Origin of the sequence: Nocardia thailandica NBRC 100428 (assembly GCF_000308795.1) — a bacterium.
Lineage (GTDB): Bacteria > Actinomycetota > Actinomycetes > Mycobacteriales > Mycobacteriaceae > Nocardia > Nocardia thailandica.
Genome location: NZ_BAGK01000142.1, coordinates 12169 through 35815, shown reverse-complemented (window position 1 = coordinate 35815; position 23647 = coordinate 12169). Strand labels below are relative to the sequence as shown.

Genomic DNA, 23647 nt, shown 5'->3' with positions numbered 1-23647 from the left:
CCCGTCCACCGCGCCGCCGCCGGGGCGGATCAGTCGTCGAGCAGGTCCGCGGCGGCGCCGTCGTCGACGATCCAGGTGGTCGACTCCGAGCCGGTGGCGCCCGCGGCCGGGACATCGTCGGGGGAGGCGCCGTTGAGGGCGGCGGCCACCGCGGCCGCCTTGCCCTCGCCCGTGACCACGAGCACGACGTGGCGGGCGCGGTGCACCAGCGGCAGGGTGCCCGAGACGCGGGTGGGCGGCGGCTTCGGGCAATCCCGCACAGCGACGACGTATTCGGTCTGCTCGCGCACGTGATCGGTGTGCGGGAACAGCGAGTTCATGTGGCCCTCGGGGCCCATGCCCAGGAACTGCAGGTCGAAGGACCCGTGCTCGGCCAGGTGCCGGTGCACGATCTCGGAGTAGGCGGCCGCGGCCTCCTCGGGCGTCGCGTACGGTCCGTCGCTGGGCGCCATGGGGAACACCCGGGCGGGGTCGAGCGGCACGTGGTCCAGCAACGCCTCGCGGGCCTGGCCCTCGTTGCGGTCGGGGGAGTCGGCGGGCACGAAACGCTCGTCGCCCCAGAACACGTCGAGCCGCGACCAGTCCAGGTCGCCGGAGTCCTTGCGGACCCGCTCGAGCAGGCGGATGCCGTCGCTGCCGCCGGTCAGCACGACCGAGGCCGAGCCGTTGGCGGCCTGGGCGGCCACCAGGACCTCGACGAACCGGGCGGCGGCGGCATCGGCCACCTGATCGCGGTCGTCGTGGACCTCGACCTCGTTGGCGGGGAACTCCTCGCCGAGGTCGGTGTGGGGATCGATGTGCTCACTCATAGGTCACCTTCTCGATTCCGGCGAGGGCCTCGGCGTAGATCTCGTCGGCGTCGAGCCGGCGCAGTTCCTCGGCGAGGCAGTCGCGAGTTTCCCGGCGCGCCAGCGCGATCCGCTGATCCGGGTCACCGGTGCGGGTCAGCGTGGCGGTCCGGCCGAGCTGCGGACGGGTGATGGCGATCGAATCCGAGGCGCGATGCACCTCCACCCGCAGTTCGCCGACGCGGCGGACCACGGGACAACCGAGCCGGTCGGCGAGCCAGCCGGCCAGCACGTCGAGGGCGGGCTCGGTGACCAGGCCCGACACGGTCACCGAATCGACCTTCTCGAACGGCGGTTCGTCCAAGGCGGCGGCGAGCAGGGCCCGCCAGTAGGTGATCCGGCTCCACGCCAGATCGGTGTCGCCCGGGGCGTAGGAGTCGCGGCGCTTCCTGATCGTCGCGAGGGGGTCCGGCGCGAAGGTCGCGTCGGTGATGCGGCGGATGGCCAGCCTGCCGACGGAGTCCTTGGACGGGAACTCCGGGGCGCCACGCGGCCACCACGCCACCACGGGGGTGTCGGGCAGCAGGAACGGGGTGACCACGCTGCTCTCGTGCGAGATCAGCTGCCCCTGCAGGCGCAGCACGATGACCTCCGCGGCGCCCGCGTCCCCGCCGACCCGGATCTGGGCGTCGAGGCGGGTCTCGGCCTCGCGGTCACCGCGCGCCAGCACGATGACGCGGCAGGGATGCTCGCGGCTGGCCTCGGTGGCGGCGTCGATGGCGTCCTCGGCCTCCGACGAGTCCAGCGTGCACACGACCAGGGTGAGCACCCGGCCCATCGTGATGACGCCGTTGCTCTCGCGCAGCTCGACCATGCGCTTGGCGACCTCGCCGGTGGTGGTGCCGGGCATGTCGATGATCACGGCCGCCGCCATTCCCGCCCGCTGCGCGCGAGCATCGCCTCGGCCGAGTCGGGACCCCAGGTGCCCGACTCGTAGGGTTCGGGTTTGCCGTGCTCGGCCCAGTGGGCGAGCACGGGATCCAGTATCTCCCAGGACAATTCGACCTCGGCGTTCACGGGGAACAGCGAGGGGACGCCGAGGAGGACGTCCAGGATCAGGCGCTCGTAGGCCTCGGGGGAGGACTCGGTGAACGCCTCGCCGTAGCTGAAGTCCATGTTCACGTCGCGGACCTCCATGCCCGAGCCGGGCACCTTGGAGCCGAAGCGCATGGTGATGCCCTCGTCCGGCTGCACCCGGATGACCAGCGCGTTCTGCCCGAGTTCCTCGGTCATGGTCTGGTCGAACGGCAGGTGCGGCGCGCGCTTGAACACGACCGCGATCTCGGTGACGCGGCGGCCGAGGCGCTTGCCGGTGCGCAGGTAGAACGGCACACCGGCCCAGCGCCGGGTCTCCACGTGCAGGGTGATCGCGGCGTAGGTCTCGGTGCGCGACTGCGGGTCGAAACCCTCCTCCTGGAGCAGCCCGACCACCTGCTCGCTGCCCTGCCAGCCCTCGGTGTACTGACCGCGCGCGGTGGTCTCGTCGAGCGGCTCGACCAGCTTGGTCGCGGCCAGCACCTTGATCTTCTCGGTCTGCAACTGCTTGGGCTCGAAGGAGATCGGCTCCTCCATGGCGGTGAGCGCCAGCAGCTGCAGCAGGTGGTTCTGGATGACGTCGCGGGCGGCGCCGATGCCGTCGTAGTAGCCCGCCCGGCCGCCGAGGCCGATGTCCTCGGCCATGGTGATCTGGACGTGGTCGACGTAGTTGGCGTTCCAGATCGGCTCGTAGAGCTCGTTGGCGAAGCGCAGCGCCAGGATGTTCTGCACCGTCTCCTTGCCGAGGTAGTGGTCGATGCGGAAGACCGTCTCCTCGGGGAAGACCCGGTTCACCAGGGCGTTGAGCTCCTTGGCGCTGTCCAGGTCGTGACCGAACGGCTTCTCGATGACCACCCGCCGCCACGGGATCCGGCCGTCGGCGTCGCGCCCGGCGGGCTGGGCCAGCTTGTGCTCGGAGAGCTGATCGAGCACCACCGGGAACATGTTCGGCGGGATCGACAGATAGAAGGCGTGATTGCCGCCCGTGCCGCGCTCGGTGTCGAGCTGGGCCAGGGTGGCGGCCAGCGTGGCGAAGGCGGCGTCGTCGTCGAAACTGCCCTGCACGAAGCGGATCCCCTCCGCCAGGTGGTCCCAGACCTCCTGGCGGAAGGGGGTGCGCGCGTGCTGCCGCACCGCCTCGAGGACGACCTGGGCGAAGTCCTCGTCCGCGTAGTCGCGCCGGGCGAACCCGACCAGGGCGAAACCAGGGGGCAGCAACCCCTGGTTCGCCAGGTCGTAGATGGCCGGCATCAGCTTCTTGCGGGACAGATCACCGGTCACACCGAAGATCACCATGCTGCACGGTCCCGCGATGAACGGGACCCGCTTGTCGCGCTCGTCGCGCAGGGGGTTGCGCCAGTTCCCCGCGGACCGCGCCGATGCCGAAGCGGCCATCAGCTCAGTTGCCTCCGGCCGAGGTCAGCGCCGCGGTGGTGGCCTCGATCAGCTCACCCCAGGACACCTCGAACTTGTCGACGCCCTCGCGCTCGAGCTTGGCGAACACGTCGTCGAGGTCGATGCCGACCGCGGCCAGGTCGGCGAAGACCTGCGCCGCCGCGGCCGACTGCCCGACCGCGGTCTCGCCGCGCAGCTCACCGTGGTCGGCGAAGGCCTCGAGGGTCTTCTCCGGCAGGGTGTTGACCGTGTTCGGCGCGACCAGCTCGGTGATGTAGAGCGTGTCGGAGTAGTCGGGGTTCTTCACCCCCGTCGACGCCCACAGCGGCCGCTGCCGGTTGGCGCCCGCGGAGGCCAGGTGGTTGTAGGTGCTGGTGTGCGCGCCGCCGTCGAAGACGTCCTGGTACTCCGCGTAGGCCAGGTGCGCGTTGGCCACGCCCGCCTTGCCGCGCAGCGCCAGCGCCTCCGGCGTGCCGATCTGCTCGAGCCGGGCGTCGATCTCGGTGTCCACGCGGGAGACGAAGAACGACGCGACGGAGTGGATCTTGGCCAGGTCGTGCCCGCCGATCCGCGCGTTGCGCAGGCCGTCGAGGTAGGCGCCCATGACCGCGCGGTAGCGCTGCACCGAGAAGATCAGGGTGACGTTGACGCTGATGCCCTCGGCGATCACGGCGGTGATGGCCGGCAGGCCCGCCTCGGTCGCCGGGATCTTGATGAACAGATTCGGGCGGTCGACGATCTTCCACAGCTCGACCGCCTGGGCGACCGTGGCGTCGGCGTCGAAGGCCAGGCGCGGATCGACCTCGATCGAGACCCGGCCGTCCACACCGCCCGAGGCGTCGAACACCGGGGCGAGCACGTCGCACGCGGCGCGCACGTCGTCGGTGGTGATGGTGCGGATCGCCGCGTCGGCGTCCGCGCCCTGGGCGGCCAGCGCGGCCACCTGCTCGTCGTAGGCGTGGCCCTTGCTCAGGGCGCCCTGGAAGATCGTCGGGTTCGTGGTGACGCCGACGACGCTGCGGGTGGCGACCAGGTCGGCGAGATTGCCGGACTTGATCCGCTCCCTGGACAGGTCGTCGAGCCACACCGAGACCCCCGCGGCCGACAGTGCGGCGAGATTCTCGTTCTGTGCCATGGGTCTACCCCTTCACCTTGTCGAGCGAACGCTGGGCGGCCGCGACGACGGCATCGGCGGTGATGCCGAACTCACGGAACAGGGTCTTGAAGTCGGCGGAGGCGCCGAAGTGCTCGATGGTCACGGCCTCGCCCGCGTCACCGAGGAAACGGTGCCACGGCATCGCGATGCCGGCCTCGACCACCACGCGGGCGCGCACCGACGGCGGCAGGACCTCGTTGCGGTAGGACTGGTCCTGGGCGTCGAACCACTCCACGCACGGCACCGACACGACGCGGGTGGCCACACCCTGCGCCTCGAGGGTCTCGCGCGCGGACACCGCCAGCTGCACCTCCGAGCCGGTGGCCAGGATGATCACCTGCGGGGTGCCCGAGGACGCCTCGGCCAGCACGTAGGCGCCCTTGCGGACACCGTCGAAGCTGGTGCCCTCGAGCACCGGCACGTCCTGGCGGGTCAGCGCCAGCGCGGACGGGCCGTCCTGATGGGCGGGATCGTAGGTGTGGAACTTGGAGGTGTGCTCGTCGGAGTCGCGCTCGAGCACGGTGCGCCAGGCGTAGGCGGTCTCGTTGGCGTCGGCCGGGCGGACCACGTTCAGGCCCGGGATGGCGCGCAGGGCGGCCAGGTGCTCGATCGGCTGGTGGGTCGGGCCGTCCTCGCCGAGACCGATGGAGTCGTGGGTCCAGACGTAGATGGCGGGCACGCGCATGAGCGCGGCCAGCCGCACGGCCGGGCGCATGTAGTCGGAGAACACCAGGAAGGTGCCGCCGTAGGGACGGGTCGGGCCGTGCAGTGCGATGCCGTTGAGGATCGAGCCCATCGCGTGCTCGCGGATGCCGAAGTGCAGGGTCCGGCCGTAGGGCTGGGCCTTCCAGGTGCCGGTGGTGATCGACTCGGGGCCGAAGGACGGCTGACCCGGCATGGTGGTGTTGTTGGACTCGGCCAGGTCGGCCGAACCGCCCCACAGCTCGGGCAGCACGTCGGCCAGGCCCGCCAGCACCTTGCCGGAGGCCTTGCGGGTGGACACGCCCTTGGGGTCGACCTCGAAGGTCGGCAGCGCGCCGGTCCAGCCCTCGGGCAGCGACCGGGTCTGCAGGCGGTCGAACAGGGCCTTGCGCTCCGGGTTGGCGGCGGCCCAGGCGTCGAAGTCCCGCTGCCAGGCCGCCTTCGCCTCGGCGCCGCGGGCCAGCGCGCCGCGGGTGTGCTCGATGACCGCCGGGTCGACGTCGAAGGACTTCTCCGGGTCGAAGCCGAGCGCCTTCTTCACCGCGGCGACCTCGTCGCCGCCCAGCGCCGCGCCGTGCACGCCGCCGGTGTTCATCTTGTTGGGGGCCGGGAAGCCGATGATGGTGCGCAGCACGATGATCGAGGGCTTGTCGGTGACGGCCTTGGCCGCCTCGATCGCGGCCTCGATCGCCACCACGTCCTCGCCGCCCTGCACGGTCTGCACGTGCCAGCCGTAGGCCTCGTAGCGGGCGGCGACGTCCTCGGTGAAGGCGATGCGGGTGTCGTCCTCGATCGAGATCTCGTTCGAGTCGTAGAAGACGACCAGGTTGCCCAGCTGCTGGGTGCCCGCGATCGACGACGCCTCGGAGGTCACGCCCTCCTCGAGGTCGCCGTCGGAGGCGATGACGTAGATGAAGTGGTCGAACGGGCTCGTGCCCTCGGCCGCCTCCGGGTCGAACAGGCCGCGCTCGCGGCGCGCGGCCATCGCCATGCCGACCGCCGAGGCCAGGCCCTGGCCCAGCGGGCCGGTGGTGATCTCGACGCCGTCGGTGTGGCGGAACTCCGGGTGACCCGGGGTCAGCGAGCCCCACTGGCGCAGCTGCTCGAGATCGGTGAGCTCGAGGCCGAAACCGGCGAGGTAGAGCTGGATGTAGAGGGTCAGGCTGGAGTGACCGCAGGACAGCACGAACCGGTCGCGGCCGACCCAGCGCGCGTCGGCCGGGTCGTGGCGCATCGCGCGCTGGAAGAGGGTGTAGGCGACCGGCGCCAGGCTCATCGCGGTGCCCGGGTGACCGTTGCCCGCCTTCTGCACCGCGTCGGCGGCCAGCACGCGGGCGGTGTCGACGGCCTTGGTGTCCAGGTCCGTCCAGTCGCCGGGGTAGTTCCGCTGGGTGAGGGCGCGAATGTCGTCTGAGACTGACACGACCGTGGTTCTCCTGACCTTGGTTTCGTCGACGAGGGGTGGCCGCGGCGAGGACGGATCGATACCGGCGGATCGTCCGCAGCCCGGGAAGCGTACCGAGTACTCCGACTACCCTAAGGGTGCCGGAACCGTGGGTGCGCGCGAACCCTGGTAGTGAGTCTAGTGCGCGATCCGCGGCCGTGGACCCGCCTCGCGCCGCCCCACGGCGTGCCGCGGCGGCCCCGGGCGTGCCGCGCCGTTCACCCGGCCGCAAGGCGCGATTCACCGCCGTGGGGGCGGCGTGACCGCGCCCACGCTCCGGGGGTCCTGGTCGGGGGCGGGTCGGCCACGGTCTACCATCGTCTGTAGTAGTGGCCGCGCCGCAGCCGCGCGCTGCTGGATCCAATGTCGGATGTGAAGCACAGCGTGCGAGGAGAAACAGTGCGGATCGGTCACCAGCCGGGCAGTAGCGATGCGCACGGGGGCTCGTCGACGGCACTCGCGGACCGGTTCACCGGCACCGGGCCCGTCGCCCGCGTCCTGCGCCGCCCGCTGGCCTACATCGCGCTGACCAAGCCGCGCGTCATCGAGCTGCTGCTCGTCGCGACGATCCCGACGATGCTGCTGGCCGATCGCGGCCACGTCGACCTCCGCCTGATCCTGGTCACCCTGTTCGGCGGCTGGATGGGCGCCGCCAGCGCCAACACGCTCAACTGCGTGGCCGACGCCGACATCGACAAGGTGATGAAGCGGACCGCCCGCCGCCCGCTGGCCCGCGACGCGGTGCCCACCTCGCACGCGTTCGTCTTCGGCGTCGCGCTGGGCGTCATCTCCTTCGCGTGGCTGTGGTGGCAGGCCAACCTGCTCTCCGGCGTGCTGGTCGTGGCCACGATCCTGTTCTACGTCTTCGTCTACACCAAGGGCCTCAAGCGCCGCACCTCGCAGAACGTGGTCTGGGGCGGCGCGGCCGGGTGCATGCCCGCCCTGGTCGGCTGGTCCGCGGTGACCGGCACCATCGGCTGGCAGGCCATCGTGCTGTTCCTGGTCATCTTCTTCTGGACGCCGCCGCACACCTGGGCGCTGGCCATGCGCTACAAGGAGGACTACCGCGCGGCCGGCGTGCCGATGCTGCCGGTGGTCGCCACCGAGCGGGCCGTCACCAAGCAGATCGTGGTCTACACCTGGCTCACCGTGCTGGCCACCCTGGCACTGGTGCCCGGCACCGGCGTGATCTACGCCGCGGTCGCCCTGGTCGCGGGCGCCTGGTTCCTGCTCATGGCCCACCAGCTCTACGCCGGGGTCCGGCGCGGGGAATCGGTCAAGCCGCTGCGGCTGTTCCTGCAGTCCAACAACTACCTGGCCGTGGTGTTCTGCGGCCTTGCGGTGGACTCGGTGCTGGGCTGGGACACGGTGGGCAGCTTCTTCGGGCTGTAGGACGTCGCGTCCTCGAACGGCCGGGCGACGACATCGCCCGGCCGTTCGCTGTTTCCGGCGGCGGGTGCGCGCTCAGGAGCGGGACGCGAGATGGCCGTCGGGGCGGATCAGGATCCGGGTGCCGTCCTCGGCCGCGTAGGCGGTGAAGGCGTGGCCCTCGGCGTCGACGTACGCGCCGGTCGCCGGACCGCCGGGGCGCACGACCCGCACCACCCGGACCTCCCCGGTCCGGCCGGTGCCCGCGTCGTGGTCCGCGGCCGCCGGGAGGCCTGCGGTCCGGGCCCGGTGCGAGGGCGCGAACGCCGCGCCCGGTCGGGGAACGGGTCCGGCCGGGCCGGTTCCGTTCGGCGACCCGGTCCCGCCGAAGACCAGCAGGGTGGCGTGCGGCCCGCGGAACAGGTCGAAGAGCCGGACGCCGCGGCCCCGCTCGTCCAGGAGCGGGGCGTCGGGTGCGCGATCACCCGCGACCAGCGCGCCCGCGTCGGCGGGGGAGCGGTAGCTGATGTCGAGCTGGCGGGTCTCGGGCCCGCGTTCGAGGGCGTCGGCGGCGCCGTCGACCAGCCTGTCCAGCAGTTCCGTGCTCAGGCCGAGGACCCGGGCGGCGACGGCGCGGCGTTCGGGTTCGTAGGTGTCGAGGGGCGCGGGGTCGCCGTGCAGCGCGGCGGCCAGCTTCCAGCCCAGGTTGTAGGCGTCCTGGATGCCGGTGTTGAGGCCCTGCCCGCCGGTCGGCGGGTGGACGTGTGCGGCGTCGCCCGCGAGGAACACCCGGCCGTCGCGGAAGCGGGCCGCGAGGCGGATGTTGGGGCGCCACACGGTGATCCAGGTCAGCTCGGACAGGGCCAGGTCGGTGCGGCCCGCGTGCCGGTTCAGGCGCTGCTGCAGGTCGTCGAGGGTGGGGTGGGCGCCGCTGTCGGTGTCGGCGTCGAACGGTGCGGCGAACTGGAAGTGGCGTCCACCCGGGAGGGGCGTGAGGGCGATCCCGTCCATGGGCCGGTCGGGATCGGCGGCGAACCAGTAGCCGAACTCGTGGTCGAGTCCGTCGGCGCGTACGTCGCCGAGGAGCATGCGGACGCTCTCGTCGGTGCGGCCCTCGAACGGGATGCCGAGCCGCTTGCGCACGGTGCTCGCGCCGCCGTCGGCCCCGACCAGGTAGTCCACGCGGACGGTCTCGTGCGCGCCGTCGCGGCTCAGGGTCGCCGTGACCCCGGCCGTGTCCTGCGCGACCGCGGTGACGGCGGTGCCGAGTTCGGGCCGCACCCCGAACCCGGCGAGCCGGTCCCGCAGTGCCGCCTCGGTCCGCGACTGGCCGAGCACCCACGGATTCGGCTGCGGCACATCGGGAGTCGGATCGACGGGTTCGCTCATCCGCCGCTCGCCGGCGAACTCGCCCGCGAAGTAGGCGCGCATGACCGGCGCGGTCCGCCCCTCGGCCAGCACCCGGCCGAGCACCCCGAGATCGTCGAAGACCTCCAGCGTGCGTGGCTGGATACCGTCGCCGCGCGAGCCGGCGAAGTAGGCGGTCGCGCGGTCGACGATCCGCACCGCGACACCCCGGCGGGCGAGGTCGAGGGCCAGGGTGAGGCCGGTGGGTCCGGCGCCGGCGACGAGTACCTGGTGGGACACGATTCCTCCAAAACTGAATTAACATTCACTGAATCTGGATTCAGTCTCGTGCTTGGTACGGTTTCCTGTCAAGGAGGTGGTGCCGGTGGCGACCGGGCGTCGGGAGAAGGCGGCGGAGACCGAGCAGGCGCTCAAGGACGCGGCGCGGCGCGTCTTCGCCGAGCGGGGCTATCTGAACACCAAGATCACCGACATCACCGCCGCCGCGGGCCGCTCGGCCGGCTCGTTCTACAACCATTTCGCGAGCAAGGAAGAGCTGCTCCAGGCGCTGCTGCGCGATCTGGAGGGCGAGGGCGACGCGTATGCCGAAGCGCCCGAACACAATCCGGACTTCGCCGATCCCGAGGGCGTGCGTTATCACATCGCGGGCCACTGGCGCTTCGGACGCGCGCACGCCCCGGTGCTGCACGCGGTCGACCAGGCGGCGCTGGTGAACGCGGACTTCGCGGCCGCCGTGCGCGCGTTCGCCACCCAGCAGCGCGCCGAGATCGCCGACCACGTCGACGGCTTCGCCGAACGCGGCCTTCGGCTGCCGAGCACGGTCGACGCCAGCCTCGCCATGGCCTTCGCGACCGTGGAGGCCATGCTGCGGGTGGTCGGCGACGGCGGGGTCGCGCTGACCGACGAGCAGGCGATCGAGGGGTTGACCCGGTTCGTCTACCGGGGACTCACCGGCCGCGACTACTGAGGACCCGCCGCGGACGGGCGAACTCGCCGCGGACGGGCGAACTCGCCGCGGCGGCACGGGCGCCCGCCGCGGCCGCGATCAGGGCAGCAGGACGATCGAGCCCGTCGTCTGCCGCGCCTCCAGATCGGTGTGGGCCCGGGCGGCGTCGGCCAGCGGATAGGTCGCGCCGACCCGCAGGCGCAGCGTGCCGTCCGCCAGGCCGGTGAACACGTCGGTCGCGCGCCACAGCAGTTCGTCGCGGTCGCGGGTGTAGTGGACCAGCGTCGGGCGGGTGAGGAACAGCGAGCCGCCGCGGTTGAGGCGCTGCGGATCGAACGGGGGCACCGGTCCGCTGGCGCCGCCGAAGAGCGCGAGGGTCCCGCGGATACGGAGGGAGTCCAGGCTCGCGTCGAAGGTGGCCCGCCCGACGCCGTCGTAGACCGCGGCCACGCCGACGCCGTCGGTGAGCTCGCGCACCCGGGCGGCCAGGTCGTCGCCGTAGCGCAGGACCTCGGCGGCGCCCGCCTCGCGGGACAGCCGCTCCTTCTCGTCGGTGGAGACGGTGGTGATCACCCGGGCGCCCTTCGCGGCGGCCATCTGGGTCAGCAGCAGGCCGACCCCGCCCGCGCCCGCGTGCACCAGCACGGCGTCGCCGGGCTCGGGCCGGTAGATGGATTCGACCAGGTAGTGCGCGGTCATGCCCTGCAGCAGCGCGGCCGCGGCGACCTCGTCGGGCACCGCGTCCGGCACCGGGATCGCGACGGCGGCGTCCACGGCGACCTTCTCCGCGTAACTGCCCGGCGCGGCCGCCCAGGCCACCCGGTCGCCGACCCGGAACCCGGTGACGTCGGCGCCGAGCGCGGCGACCGTGCCGGTGCCCTCGGAACCCGGCACGTACGGGGTGTCCTGCGGGTAGGTGCCGGTGCGGAGGTAGGTGTCGATGAAGTTGACGCCGATCGCCGCGGTCTCGACCAGCAGCTGGGAGGGACCGATCGCGGGATCGGGCACCTCGGTGTACCGCAGGACCTCGGGACCACCGTGCTCGGAAACCTCAATGGCGCGCATGGATTCTCTTTCTACACCCCCTGCGAGATCGGCCACTCGGGGGTGGACGCGAAAATACCGGACAGTAAACTGACCCCATGAGTGCAACCGCCGCCCCGGCCGCAGTGCAGGTGCCTTCCGGCATCGCCGCCTCGGTCAAGAAGTTCGTCGCCGACCACGGCGGCACCGCGACCGCCGTCCTGCAGCCCATCGGCCGGATCGGCGTGCGCGTCACCCTCGTCGGCGCCGACGGCATCCTCGGCGACCGGGTCGTCGACGACCTCGCCACCGCCAAGGCCCTGGTCGAGTCGATCGACGGCGTGACCGAGACCGAGGAGTGGAACCGCGAGCTGGTCTCGGTGGTCACCCCGGTCATGCCGACCCACTGGAAGAAGATGGCCGGCTGGGTCGCGCACCAGAAGCGGTTCCCCAAGGCGCGCAACGCGAGCATCCTCGGTTCCTGAGGATCACCGCCTCGAGCCCGCGATCACCAGATGATCGCGGGCTCGCTTCGTTTCCGGGCACACGCCGCCGGACGTGCGCCGCGACCGGACGCGCCGGTCGGCGGTACTCAGGCGAGCTGCGGGGAGACCGCGGGCGTGGCCACCTTCTCGCGTACCCGCAGCGAAGCCCACAGCAGGGCGGTCGCGGCGGTGCAGGCGGCCGCGCCACCGACGTGCACGGCGACCAGGGCGGCGGGGACATCGGTGAAGTACTGCACGACGCCGACCAGCGCCTGGGCGACGACGAGGCCGAGCACCCAGAACAGGCGCTTGCGGATGGCCGGGGTGATGCCGACGGCGAACAGGCCGAAGGCCAGGCCGATCAGCAGCGCCAGATAGCCGACGAGCAGCTGCGCGTGCAGGTGGACCAGCGTGACGATCTCGACCTCGAGGCGGGCGACCGGGCGGTCGATGCTCTTGTCGCCCGCGTGCGGTCCGGCGCCGGTCACCAGCGTGCCCGCGATGAGGACACCGGCCAGCGCGACGCCGCTCAGCGCGGTCAGCCAGCGCAGGGGCGCGGGGACCTGGGCGACCGCGATCCCGTCGTCGGGTTCGCCGATCCTGCTGTAGAGCACCGCCGCCAGCCACACCATGACCATCGAGGCGAGCAGGTGCACCGCGACCGTCCACCAGAGCAGCCCGGTGCGCACGGTGATGCCGCCGATGACCGCCTGCACGACGGTGCCGCCGGGCATCAGCCAGGCGTAGACGAGGACCTCGCGGCGGCGCCGCGCACGGGTCACGGCGAGCACGATCAGCGCCGCGCACAGGGTGACGGCGAAGGTGAGCAGGCGGTTGCCGAACTCGACGGTCTGATGGATCACCGGCACCTCCGACACCCCGACGGGGGTGAAGCTGCCGGGGAAGCACTGCGGCCAGGTCGGGCAGCCGAGCCCGGAGGCGGTGACGCGCACGACCGCGCCGGTCACCGAGATGCCGGCCTGGCTCAGGATCACCGCGAGCGCGATCAGCCGCTGGACCCGCAGGGAGGGCAGGGGCAGCGTGTCGACGAGTCGCAGGAAGGCGCGATACAGCACGCCTGCGATGGTAGCCGCCGGGAGATCGCGGCCGTCACCAGGGCTACTACAGTGTGTCGTTGACCTCACTGGAAGCGGAAGAGCCGCGTCGCGGCCCAGCCGCACACCGCGCCCCACCCCGCGAGCACCAGCACGCCGAACCAGTCGACCGAGCCGGTCAGCGCCCACTCCAGCGCGTGGCCGAGCGCCCCGGAGGGCAGCAGCCGCACCGCCAGCACCACGGCGTCGGGTACCCCGCTGACGAACACCAGGCTCGCGGCGCCGAGCAGCACGAACCACAGCACGTTGGCCAGGGCGAGGACCACCTCGGCCTTGAGCGTGCCGCCCAGCAGCAGGCCCATCGCCGCGAAGGCGGCCGTCCCGAGCGCGATCACCAGGGCGCCGAGCACCAGGCCGAGCACGCTGGGCCGCCAGCCCAGCGCCAGCCCGATCAGGCCGAACAGCACGGCCTGCAGCACCACCACGATGAGCACGGCCGCCGACTTGCCCGCGATGACGCCCCAGCGCGGCAGCGCGGTGGCGCCGAGGCGCTTGAGCGCGCCGTAGCGGCGGTCGAAGCCGACGGCGATGGCCTGGCCGGTGAACGCGGTCGACATCACCGCGGTCATCATGACCATCGGCAGCACCTTGTCCACCCGGTGCTCGCCCAGATCGGCGAACGGCAGCAGGGTGAGCCCGATCAGCAGCGTGATCGGGATGAGCATGGTCAGCAGCAGCTGTTCGCCGTTGCGCAGCAGCAGCTTCAGCTCGAGCCCGGTCTGCGCGGCCAGCATGGCCCCGCGCGCCGCCGGGCGCGGGGCGGGGGCGAAGGTGCCGGGGACGAAGCGGTCGGCGGTGGTCGGCTCGGTCATGCGCGCAGGTCCCGTCCGGTCAGTTCGAGGAAGACGTCCTCCAGGTCGCGCTGGTTGATGCGGATGTCGGTGGCGAGCACGTCCATCCGGGCACACCACGCGGTGACGGTGGCCAGCACCTGCGGGGTGATCTCGCCCTCGACGAGGTAGGTGCCCGGGCTGGTCTCGCGCGGCGAGAAGCCTTCCGGCAGCGCCATTCCCAGCAGGTCGAGATCGAGTTTCGGTGGAGCGCAGAACCGGAGCAGCCCCGCGGCGCCGTGCGCGGTGACCTGGGCGGGCGTGCCCTGCGCCACGACCCGGCCGTGATCGATGATGACCAGGTGGTCGGCGAGCTGCTCGGCCTCGTCCATCATGTGCGTGGTCAGCACCACCGAGACGCCGTCGCGGCGCAGCGCGTCGACCAGCTCCCACACGATCAGCCGCGCCTGCGCGTCCAGGCCCGCCGTCGGCTCGTCGAGGAAGACGATCTCCGGGCGCCCGACCAGCGCGCAGGCCAGCGCCAGGCGCTGCTGCTGCCCGCCCGACAGGCGGCGGTAGGGGGTGCGGCGGTTCTCGCGCAGGCCGAGGGTGTCCAGCAGCCAGTCCGGGTCGAGGGGGTCGGCGGAGTAGGCCGCGACCAGGTCGAGCATCTCGCCCGCCTTGGCGCCGGGGTAGGCGCCGCCGCCCTGGAGCATGACCCCGATGCGGGGTCGCAGCTGTTCGGAGTCGGCGATCGGGTCGAGCCCGAGGACGCGGACGCTGCCCGCGTCGGGGCGGACGAAGCCCTCGCACATCTCGACGGTGGTGGTCTTGCCCGCCCCGTTGGGACCGAGCAGCGCCAGGACCTGGGCGCGTTCCACGTCGAAGGACACGCCGTCGACGGCGGTGGTCTCACCGAAGCGCTTGACGACGGTGTCGATGCGCACGGCGGGTCCGGAGGCTGCGATCACGATGTCACACGGTAGGGCGTGGCTTCCTGTGACGGAGCCGACACCCCCGTCTGCGCGCGCCAGGGCAGGGTGCCGCGGGTGAACAGGTAGAAGAGCAGGAAGCAGACCGCGGCGGCGACCGCGGCGCCGATGATCTGGAAGACCTGGAACTCCGCGCCGCGCGGCATCACCAGCATCGACACCACCGCCGAGAACGCCACGGCCGGTACGCGGAACACCGGCTGGGTGGCCCACGCGGCGAGCGGGACGATCGCCCACAGCAGGTACCACGGCTGCACGACCGGGAACAGCAGCACGATCGCGCCGAGCGACACCCCGAGCGCGCCGACCGGGTGCAGCCGGCCGATGCCGGTGGCCACCAGCATGCGCACGGTGATGTAGGCGGCGCCGAGCGCCGCGATCGGGCGGGTGATGCTGAGCAGGGCGGTGGTGTGGTCGCCGAGCCCGAGCAGGACGCCGCCGAACCCGGTGACGATGCCGGTGACCGTCGGCAGCGACATCCAGCTGCGGACCGCGCTGGCGGTGTTGAGGGTGTAGATCCAGCCGAAGCCGAGACCGCTGATCGCGCTGACGAACAGGGTCACGCTCACGGCGACGGCCGCCAGCAGCAGCGCGGCCTTCGCGGTCGCCCACAGCGTCGCGCCCCAGCGCCGCGCGAGCGCCATGCCGACGAAGCCGAGGGCGATGATGGAGGTGAACTTGATCGAGGACGACAGGGTGATGACGACCGCGCCGCCGACGAGCAGCAGATAGGCGTGCGCGTCGAAGGGTTTCGGGTGGGCGGGCGTCAGCTCGTCGCGGGTGCCGCCCGGTCCGTAGATCGCGCGCAGCATGAGCTCCACGCCGGCGAGCATGAGCCCGAGCATGAGCGCGTCGTTGTGCACCCCGCCCACCAGGTGGAACAGCACGAGCGGGTTGGCCGCGCCCAGCCACAGGGCGCTGACCGGGGCGACGCCGCAGCGCACCGACAGCCGCGGCAGCGCCCACACGATCAGCGCGACGCCCGCCAGGGCGACCAGCCGGTGCACCCACACCCCGGCGATGATGTTGTCGCCGGTGATCTCGGCGATGCCCTTGCCCAGCCACAGGAACAGGGGCCCGTAGGGCGCCGGGGTGTCGCGCCAGATGGTCGGCACGTTGTTGGTCAGCACGTTGTCGATCCCCAGCCCCGCCACCGGCCCCTCGAGATAGGGGTCGATGCCGCGCGCGGCGATCTCGCTCTGCGCCAGATAGGAATAGACGTCGTTGGAGAACATCGGCGGCGCGACGCTGAGCGGGATGATCCACAGCAGCAGCGTGCGGTCGAGCTGGGAGCGGGTCAGCCGGTGACGGGGCGAGCCGTCGAGACCGCCGACGGCGAAGCGCCCGAGCAGCAGCCAGGCGCCGATCACCAGCACCGTGCCGAACATGCACATCGCCAGCGAGCCGGTGTGCGCGCGGGCGAAGATGCCGAGCACCCGCATGCCCGAGACCGGGTTCTGGTGCACCGGCTGGGCGCCGATCCCCAGCGCGGCCACCGCCATGAGGACGGTGCCGGTGGCGCCCATGAGCCGGATGCGGTCGAGCATGGCGCGTTCGGACCGGTCGAGGCCCGGGACCTCGCGTTCGTCGCGGTGCAGCACCGCCACGCTGTGGTCGGCCTCGGGCGGATCCAGTCCGAGCACCCGACGCCCGACATCCGACGCCTTGTGCCACGCGTCTCCGAGTACCGCCACGGACAGGCAGCCTAGACGACGCGCCCGTGCCCGGTCCCGTGCGCGCACCGCGGGCCCGGCCTGCGCGTCGGCGCCCGGGGAAACGGGGTGATCGCTGTACCGTTGCCTCAGCGACCAGGTCTGGTGGGGCGCGGGACCCGGTCCGCGTCCGGAAAGGACTCCCGAGCATGTCGAATCACGGTGCGCGCGATATCGTTCCGCCCGGCCCGCCGGTTGCCGGTCGATCGCCGCGGCGGCGGGGCCTCGACCTGGTCGTCTTCGGGGTCACCGCGATCGGGTCGCTGCTGTTCGTCGGCTGGGGCGTGCTGAGCCCCGACGGGCTGGCCACCGCCGCGTCGAACGCCCAGTCCTGGGTGATCACCGACACGGGTTGGCTGTTCGTCCTCGTCTCCTCGGCGTTCGTGGTCTTCGTGATCTGGCTGGCGGTCAGCCGCTACGGGCGCATCCCGCTCGGCGAGGACGGCGAGACACCGGAGTTCCGCACCGTCTCGTGGATCGCGATGATGTTCAGCGCGGGCATGGGCATCGGCCTCATGTTCTGGGGCGTCGCCGAACCGCTGTCGCACTTCGTGTCCCCGCCGCCGCACACGGCCGCGCCGGGCTCGCCGGAGGCGGGCGAGAACGCGATGGCCATCACCCTGTTCCACTGGACCCTGCACCCGTGGGCGATCTACGCGGTGGCCGGCCTCGCCATCGCCTACGGCACCTTCCGGCGCGGCCGTCGTCAGCTCATCTCCCAGGTGTTCCGGCCGTTGCTCGGCGCGCGGGCCGACGGGCTCGGCGGCCGGATCATCGACATGATGGCGATCTTCGCGACGCTGTTCGGCTCGGCCGCCTCCCTCGGTCTCGGCGCGCTGCAGATCGGCGCGGGCATGCAGTTCAACGGCTGGATCGACAGCATCGGCAAGGCCGGCCTCGTCCTGATCATCGCGGTGCTCACCGTGGCGTTCGTCTTCTCGGCGGTGTCGGGGATCGAGCGCGGGGTGCAGTGGCTGTCCAACATCAACATGGTGCTGGCGCTGGTCATCGCGGCGTTCGTGTTCGTCGCGGGCCCGACCCTGCTGGTGCTCAACGTGATTCCCACGGCCATCGGCGACTACATCGACCAGCTGGCCACCATGGCCTCGCGCACCGGCGCGGGCGATCCGGCCATGCAGACCTGGCTGTCGAAGTGGACCATCTTCTACTGGGCGTGGTGGATCTCCTGGACCCCGTTCGTCGGCATGTTCATCGCCCGCATCAGCCGGGGCCGCACCATCCGGCAGTTCGTGACCGGGGTGCTGCTGGTGCCCAGCGCGGTGAGCCTGCTGTGGTTCGCGGTGTTCGGCGGCTCGGCGATCGCCGAGCAGACCGCGCACGGCGACCTGACCGAACGCGACGGCTCGGTCGACTCCGACTTCGCGCTGTTCCATCTGCTCGACCAGTACCCGATCGCCACCGCGACGACCGTGCTGGTGATGATCCTGGTGGCGATCTTCTTCGTCTCCGGCGCCGACGCCGCCTCGCTGGTGATGGGTACGCTCTCGGAGAAGGGCAACATCGAGCCGACCCGGCTGCCGGTCATCTTCTGGGGCGCGGCGACCGGCGCCGTGGCCGCGATCATGCTCGCGATCGCCGACCCGTCGGACCTCGGCGGGGCACTCAACGGGCTGCAGGCGCTGACCACCGTGGTCGCGTTGCCGTTCCTGCTGGTCATGGTCGGCATGTGCGTGGCGCTGTACAAGGACCTGCGCGAGGACCCGATCATCGTGCGCGCCGACCGCGGCGTCGAACTGGTGGAGACCGCGGTCGACACCGGCCTGGAACGGCACGACGGCGACTTCGTCCTGGTGACCGAGCCCGCCCAGGAGATCGAGATCCCGCCGGACGCCGCGGAGCTGACCTCGGGCGACCCGGCCGTCGAGCCGGGGGACATCGATCCGGCGGGCGAGGGTTCCCCGGCGCGCTAGCGCGGCGCGGTCGCGGCGGGCCCCGCGCCGATCAGCCGCACCGGCGGCTGGTCGGCCAGGGTGACCGTGGCGGCGGCGATCATCGCCAGGCACACCGCCGTGACCGCGCCGAGGCCGAGCCAGCCGAGCAGTGCTGCCCGCTGCGGCGTGCCCGCGCGCAACCACTCGGGCACGAACAGCAGCGCGAGCGCGCACAGCGTGCCGGTGGCGAGCCCGCCCAGGTGGCCCCACAGCGAGATCCCGCTGATGGAGAAGGTCATGATCACGTTGATGCCGATGAGGACCAGCATCTGGGTCGGGTTCTGCCGCAGCCGGAACAGCGCGACGGCCACCGCGCCGAACAGGCCGAACACGGCCCCGGAGGCGCCCGCGGTGGCGGTGGTCGGAGCGCCGAGCAGCATGACCGCGGCCGAGCCGCCCAGCAGCGAGATGCCGTAGACGCAGGCGAAGCGCGCGACCCCGAGCACCCGTTCCAGGAAGACGCCGGTCAGATAGAGCGCGAACATGTTGAGCAGCAGGTGGATGACGCCGTAGTGCAGGAAGCCCGATCCGATGAGCCGGAACCACTCGCCGTCGGCGACGATGCGCGGCACCAGCACCCAGGAGCGGAACAGCGCGGACCCGCGATAGTTGTCCATCACGCTGCCCGCCTGGGCCGCGGTGATCAGGTAGACCAGCACGTTGACCGCGATCAGGCCGTAGGTGACCACGGGGACGCCGGCCCCGGCGCGCGCGCCGGCGACCGTGCGCACCGGGCGGACGTCGGCGCGGTCCCGGCGGACGCAGTCCACGCAGTGCTGGCCGACGGCGGCCGGGCGCAGGCAGTCGGGGCAGGCCGGCCTGCCGCAGCGGGTGCAGGCCAGGCCGGTCGGGCGGTCGGGATGACGGACGCAGGTCGGCACGGGAGGTCGGGACACACGGCCATCGTCCCACGGTGCCGGGCGGCGGGGCGGCGTGTGCGATGGGTCACGCCGGGAGCGCGAATGCGCCACGGCCCCCGCCGCGGCACCTGGGCTTTTCCGGGGGCTCCGCGGCATCGCGCCGACGACGCCGCAGGTCAGGGCACCCTTGCCAAGGGGACCCTTATTAGATTTCGGGAAGTAATTCCGCCACACTGATGTTGTGAAAACCGTGGGTTTGCCGAACGAGAACGACGGGACCGGCCGCAGGGCCGGCGCCGCCGCGTCGGCTGCCCAGCCCACGCAGGAGGGTCACACCCGGGCCGCGATCGTCCAGCTGCTCCTCGAGGAGGGCCCGATCACCGCCACCGCGATCAGCGCCCAGCTCGGCCTCGCCCCCGCCGGGGTCCGCAGGCATCTCGACGCCCTGATCGACGCGGGTCAGGCGCGGGCCGCCCGCTCCGCGCCCTGGCAGCAGAAGGGGCGCGGACGTCCGGCCAAGCAATACCAGCTCACCGCGGCGGGCCGTGGTCAGCTGGGCCACGCCTACGACGATCTGGCCGGTGCCGCCATCCGGCAGCTGCGCGAGATCGGCGGCGACCAGGCGGTCAGCGAGTTCGCCCGCACGCGCGCCCGCACCGTGATCGGGGAGATCACCCCGGTCGCCGAGCACACCGCGCCCGCGCTGGAGGCCAAGGTCGGCGAGATCGCCGACGCGTTCTCCGACGCCGGGTTCGCCGCGACCACCCGCAAGGTCGGGACCGGCGTGCAGATCTGCCAGCACCACTGCCCGGTCGCGCACGTCGCCGAGGAGTTCCCGCAGCTGTGCGAGGCCGAACTCGAGGCGTTCCGGGACCTGCTCGGCACCCACGTCCAGCGGCTTGCGACCATCGCCAACGGTGATTGCGCCTGCACCACCCACGTGCCCCTCACCCTCGTACCCCCGCCCGCCGCCGCACAGCCCGCGACGGCTCGATCGAACGACTCCGGAAGGAGTGCCGAATGACGACCTCCGAAATGGTCCCGCCGACCCAGACATTGACCCAGGAAGAGACCATCGCGTCCCTGGGTAAGTACGGATACGGCTGGGCCGACTCCGACGTCGCGGGCGCCGCGGCGCAGCGCGGCCTGTCGGAGGCCGTCGTGCGCGACATCTCCGAGAAGAAGAGCGAATCGGAGTGGATGCTCGAGCAGCGGCTCAAGGCCCTGCGCATCTTCGACCGCAAGCCCATGCCGAACTGGGGTTCCAACCTCGACGGCATCGACTTCGACAACATCAAGTACTTCGTGCGCACCTCGGAGAAGCAGGCCGAGAGCTGGGAAGACCTGCCCGAGGACATCAAGAACACCTACGACAAGCTGGGTATCCCGGAGGCGGAGAAGCAGCGCCTGGTCGCCGGTGTCGCCGCGCAGTACGAGTCCGAGGTCGTCTACCACTCGATCCGCGAGGACCTCGAGGCACAGGGCGTGATCTTCCTCGACACCGACACCGGCCTCAAGGAGCACCCGGAGATCTTCGAGAAGTACTTCGGCAGCGTCATCCCCGCCGGTGACAACAAGTTCTCCGCGCTCAACACCGCCGTGTGGTCGGGCGGCTCGTTCATCTACGTGCCGCCGGGCGTGCACGTCGACATCCCGCTGCAGGCCTACTTCCGGATCAACACCGAGAACATGGGCCAGTTCGAGCGCACCCTGATCATCGTCGACGAGGGCGCCTACGTGCACTACGTCGAGGGCTGCACCGCGCCGATCTACAAGTCCGACTCCCTGCACTCGGCCGTCGTGGAGATCATCGTCAAGAAGGGCGGCCGCTGCCGCTACACCACGATCCAGAACTGGTCGAACAACGTCTACAACCTGGTCACCAAGCGCGCCAAGTGCGAGGCGGGCGCGACCATGGAGTGGATCGACGGCAACATCGGGTCCAAGGTCACCATGAAGTACCCGGCCGTGTGGATGACCGGCGAGCACGCCAAGGGCGAGGTGCTCTCGGTCGCGTTCGCCGGCGAAGGCCAGCACCAGGACACCGGCGCCAAGATGCTGCACCTGGCGCCGCACACCTCCTCGACCATCGTCTCCAAGTCGGTGGCGCGCGGTGGCGGCCGCGCGTCCTACCGCGGCCTGGTCCAGGTCAACAAGGGTGCCCACGGCTCGAAGTCGACGGTGAAGTGCGACGCGCTGCTGGTCGACACCATCAGCCGCTCCGACACCTACCCCTACGTCGACATCCGCGAGGACGACGTGACCATGGGCCACGAGGCCACGGTCTCCAAGGTCTCCGAGGACCAGCTGTTCTACCTGATGAGCCGCGGCCTGACCGAGGACGAGGCCATGGCCATGGTGGTGCGCGGCTTCGTGGAGCCGATCGCCAAGGAACTCCCCATGGAGTACGCCCTGGAACTCAACCGCCTGATCGAACTGCAGATGGAAGGAGCCGTCGGCTGATGGCCGTCGAGAACGTTGCCACGCCGCCGGAGGCGAACATCGCTGCGGCCGCCGAGTCCCGTGTGCCCGCTGTCAACAAGGGCGAGGTGTTCGCCTCGTTCGACGTCGACGCCTTCGAGGTGCCGTCGGGCCGCGACGAGGCGTGGCGGTTCACCCCGCTGCGTCGTCTGCGCGGCCTGCACGACGGTTCCGCCGTCCGTGACGGCGCCGCCACGGTGGCGGTCACCCCGGTCGCGGGCGTGACCGTGGAGACCGTCGGCCGCGACGACGCCCGGCTCGGCCGGGCCGGTACCCCCACCGACCGGGTCGCCGCCCAGGCGTACTCCGGTTTCGAGACCGCGACCGTGGTCTCGGTGGCCACCGAGGTCGAGGTCGCCGAGCCGGTCACCGTCACCGTGACGGGCCCGGGCGAGGGGAAGACCGCCTACGGTCACCTGCAGATCCGCCTGGCGAACTTCGCCGCCGCGACCGTCGTGCTGGATCAGCGCGGCAGCGGAACCTACGCCGAGAACGTGGAATTCGTGCTCGGCGACTCGGCCAGACTGACCGTGGTCGCGGTGCAGGACTGGGCCGACGACGCCGTCCACGCCACCGCGCACCACGCGCTGCTCGGCCGGGACGCCGTGCTGCGCCACACCGCGGTCACCCTCGGCGGTGACCTGGTCCGCCTGACCGGCACCGTCCGCTACGCGGGCCCCGGTGGCGACGCGGAGCTGCTCGGCCTCTACTTCGCCGACGCGGGCCAGCACTTCGAGCAGCGCCTGCTGGTCGACCACGCGGTGCCCCACTGCAAGTCCAACGTGCTGTACAAGGGCGCGCTGCAGGGCGATCCGTCCTCGCCGAAGGGCGATGCCCGCACGGTGTGGGTCGGTGACGTGCTCATCCGCGCGGCCGCCGAGGGCACCGACACCTACGAGGCCAACCGCAACCTGGTGCTCACCGACGGCGCCCGCGCCGACTCGGTGCCGAACCTGGAGATCGAGACCGGCGAGATCGCCGGCGCGGGTCACGCCAGCGCCACCGGCCGGTTCGACGACGAGCAGCTGTTCTACCTGCGCGCTCGCGGCATCCCGGAGGACGTCGCCCGCCGCCTCGTGGTGCGCGGCTTCTTCCACGAGATCATCCAGAAGATCGCGGTCCCCGAGGTCCGGGAGCGGCTCGAGGCGGCCATCGAGGCCGAGCTCGCCGCCATCGGCGCCTGACACCTCCAGAATCCACCCCGCAAAGGAATACGACATCCGATGACCACCCTGGAAATCAAGGACCTGCACGCCGAGATCACGACCCCCGACGGGGAGTCGAAGAAGATCCTCAACGGCGTGAACCTGACCGTGCGCTCGGGCGAGACGCACGCGATCATGGGCCCCAACGGCTCGGGCAAGTCGACCCTGTCCTACGTGATCGCCGGGCACCCGAAGTACACCGTCACCCAGGGCACCATCACCCTCGACGGCGAGGACGTGCTGGAGATGTCGGTCGACGAGCGCGCCCGCGCCGGCCTGTTCCTGGCCATGCAGTACCCGGTCGAGGTCCCCGGCGTCTCGATGTCGAACTTCCTGCGCACCGCCGCCACCGCCATCCGTGGCGAGGCCCCCAAGCTGCGGACCTGGGTGAAGGAGGTCAAGGAGTCGATGAACGAGCTCGACATCGACCCGGCCTTCGCCGAGCGCAGCGTCAACGAGGGCTTCTCCGGTGGCGAGAAGAAGCGGCACGAGGTGCTGCAGCTGAGCCTGCTCAAGCCGAAGATCGCCGTGCTCGACGAGACCGACTCCGGCCTGGACGTCGACGCGCTGCGCGTGGTCTCCGAGGGCGTCAACACCTACCAGGAGCGGGAGAACGGCGGCATCCTGCTGATCACCCACTACACCCGCATCCTGCGCTACATCAAGCCGGACTTCGTGCACGTGTTCGTGGGCGGCCGCATCGTCGAGGAGGGCGGCCCCGAGCTGGCCGACGAGCTCGAGACCAACGGCTACGTCCGCTTCACCCAGTCTGCCGCCACAGGAGCCTGAC

Annotated in this window: 20 protein-coding genes; 8 read left to right on the top strand and 12 right to left on the bottom strand. The window is 71.6% G+C overall.

All coding sequences use genetic code 11. The annotated features are described in order from the left end of the window. Positions 1 to 29 precede the first annotated feature (29 nt). From pgl to tkt, 5 genes are read right to left on the bottom strand one after another with little or no spacing between them, the layout of a single operon-like run. On the bottom strand, positions 30 to 809 hold the full coding sequence (pgl, locus tag ON36_RS15650) for a 6-phosphogluconolactonase (protein ID WP_043653376.1): 780 nt from the start codon (positions 807 to 809) through the stop codon (positions 30 to 32). Next, the gene (opcA, locus tag ON36_RS15645) at positions 802 to 1710 is read right to left on the bottom strand and encodes a glucose-6-phosphate dehydrogenase assembly protein OpcA (RefSeq protein ID WP_043653437.1); all 909 of its coding nucleotides are present in this window, start codon (positions 1708 to 1710) and stop codon (positions 802 to 804) included. The genes pgl and opcA overlap by 8 nt, the downstream gene beginning before the upstream one ends. Further along, on the bottom strand, positions 1707 to 3278 hold the full coding sequence (gene zwf / locus ON36_RS15640) for a glucose-6-phosphate dehydrogenase (RefSeq protein WP_043653373.1): 1572 nt from the start codon (positions 3276 to 3278) through the stop codon (positions 1707 to 1709). The genes opcA and zwf overlap by 4 nt, the downstream gene beginning before the upstream one ends. Before the next feature lie 4 nt (positions 3279 to 3282). Then, complete coding sequence (tal, locus tag ON36_RS15635; RefSeq protein ID WP_043653371.1) at positions 3283 to 4413, bottom strand: transaldolase; 1131 nt, start codon at positions 4411 to 4413, stop codon at positions 3283 to 3285. A gap of 4 nt (positions 4414 to 4417) precedes the next feature. Then, positions 4418 to 6559, bottom strand: a complete 2142-nt coding sequence (gene tkt, locus ON36_RS15630) for a transketolase (RefSeq protein ID WP_043653369.1) — start codon at positions 6557 to 6559, stop codon at positions 4418 to 4420. 420 nt (positions 6560 to 6979) lie between these two features. Here tkt and ON36_RS15625 point away from each other — a divergent pair, with 420 nt between their 5' ends. Further along, positions 6980 to 7972, top strand: a complete 993-nt coding sequence (locus ON36_RS15625; protein WP_043653366.1) for a heme o synthase — start codon at positions 6980 to 6982, stop codon at positions 7970 to 7972. Between the two features lie 72 nt (positions 7973 to 8044). On the opposite strand, the gene ON36_RS15620 is transcribed toward ON36_RS15625, so the two are convergent. After that, on the bottom strand, positions 8045 to 9595 hold the full coding sequence (locus tag ON36_RS15620) for an FAD-dependent monooxygenase (RefSeq protein WP_043653363.1): 1551 nt from the start codon (positions 9593 to 9595) through the stop codon (positions 8045 to 8047). A gap of 85 nt (positions 9596 to 9680) precedes the next feature. On the opposite strand from ON36_RS15620, the gene ON36_RS15615 reads away from it, so the two are divergent. Continuing rightward, positions 9681 to 10283: a TetR/AcrR family transcriptional regulator gene (locus ON36_RS15615; RefSeq protein WP_043653435.1), complete on the top strand. Its 603-nt coding sequence runs from the start codon at positions 9681 to 9683 to the stop codon at positions 10281 to 10283. 78 nt (positions 10284 to 10361) lie between these two features. Here the strand turns inward: ON36_RS15615 and ON36_RS15610 are convergent, their stop codons facing one another. After that, positions 10362 to 11327, bottom strand: a complete 966-nt coding sequence (locus tag ON36_RS15610) for a quinone oxidoreductase family protein (RefSeq protein ID WP_043653360.1) — start codon at positions 11325 to 11327, stop codon at positions 10362 to 10364. A gap of 77 nt (positions 11328 to 11404) precedes the next feature. Here ON36_RS15610 and ON36_RS15605 point away from each other — a divergent pair, with 77 nt between their 5' ends. After that, positions 11405 to 11770, top strand: a complete 366-nt coding sequence (locus ON36_RS15605) for a hypothetical protein (protein WP_043653357.1) — start codon at positions 11405 to 11407, stop codon at positions 11768 to 11770. Positions 11771 to 11877: 107 nt separating this feature from the next. Here the strand turns inward: ON36_RS15605 and ON36_RS15600 are convergent, their stop codons facing one another. The 4 genes from ON36_RS15600 to mptB form a co-directional block, all read right to left on the bottom strand. Further along, entirely contained in the window at positions 11878 to 12846 is a 969-nt protein-coding gene (locus ON36_RS15600) for a COX15/CtaA family protein (RefSeq protein WP_043653355.1), read from the bottom strand. Positions 12847 to 12911: 65 nt separating this feature from the next. Then, positions 12912 to 13697, bottom strand: a complete 786-nt coding sequence (locus ON36_RS15595) for an ABC transporter permease (RefSeq protein ID WP_043653353.1) — start codon at positions 13695 to 13697, stop codon at positions 12912 to 12914. Continuing rightward, a complete protein-coding gene (locus tag ON36_RS15590; protein ID WP_043653350.1) occupies positions 13694 to 14626 on the bottom strand; it encodes an ABC transporter ATP-binding protein in 933 nt (310 codons plus the stop codon). The genes ON36_RS15595 and ON36_RS15590 overlap by 4 nt, the downstream gene beginning before the upstream one ends. Beyond that, the gene (gene mptB, locus ON36_RS15585; RefSeq protein ID WP_043653347.1) at positions 14623 to 16341 is read right to left on the bottom strand and encodes a polyprenol phosphomannose-dependent alpha 1,6 mannosyltransferase MptB; all 1719 of its coding nucleotides are present in this window, start codon (positions 16339 to 16341) and stop codon (positions 14623 to 14625) included. Before mptB ends, ON36_RS15590 begins: the two co-directional genes overlap by 4 nt. 167 nt (positions 16342 to 16508) lie before the next feature. Between mptB and ON36_RS15580 the strand changes: the two genes are divergently transcribed. Next, positions 16509 to 18290 carry a BCCT family transporter gene (locus tag ON36_RS15580; RefSeq protein ID WP_083885165.1) on the top strand — a complete coding sequence of 594 codons (1782 nt, stop codon included), beginning with the start codon at positions 16509 to 16511 and terminating at the stop codon, positions 18288 to 18290. Here ON36_RS15580 and ON36_RS15575 read toward each other — a convergent pair. Next, a complete protein-coding gene (locus ON36_RS15575; protein WP_052314032.1) occupies positions 18287 to 19207 on the bottom strand; it encodes a rhomboid family intramembrane serine protease in 921 nt (306 codons plus the stop codon). The two genes, ON36_RS15580 and ON36_RS15575, sit on opposite strands and share 4 nt — an antisense overlap. A gap of 214 nt (positions 19208 to 19421) precedes the next feature. Here ON36_RS15575 and ON36_RS15570 point away from each other — a divergent pair, with 214 nt between their 5' ends. From ON36_RS15570 to sufC, 4 genes are read left to right on the top strand one after another with little or no spacing between them, the layout of a single operon-like run. Beyond that, positions 19422 to 20195 carry a helix-turn-helix transcriptional regulator gene (locus tag ON36_RS15570; protein ID WP_281004862.1) on the top strand — a complete coding sequence of 258 codons (774 nt, stop codon included), beginning with the start codon at positions 19422 to 19424 and terminating at the stop codon, positions 20193 to 20195. Beyond that, positions 20192 to 21634 (top strand): Fe-S cluster assembly protein SufB, encoded by a 1443-nt coding sequence (gene sufB, locus ON36_RS15565; protein WP_043653343.1) that lies wholly within the window; start codon positions 20192 to 20194, stop codon positions 21632 to 21634. Before ON36_RS15570 ends, sufB begins: the two co-directional genes overlap by 4 nt. After that, positions 21634 to 22836, top strand: coding sequence for a Fe-S cluster assembly protein SufD (gene sufD / locus ON36_RS15560; RefSeq protein ID WP_043653342.1), 1203 nt, complete (start codon positions 21634 to 21636; stop codon positions 22834 to 22836). Before sufB ends, sufD begins: the two co-directional genes overlap by 1 nt. A 39-nt stretch (positions 22837 to 22875) precedes the next feature. Beyond that, entirely contained in the window at positions 22876 to 23646 is a 771-nt protein-coding gene (gene sufC, locus ON36_RS15555; RefSeq protein WP_043653339.1) for a Fe-S cluster assembly ATPase SufC, read from the top strand. Position 23647: the final 1 nt, after the last annotated feature.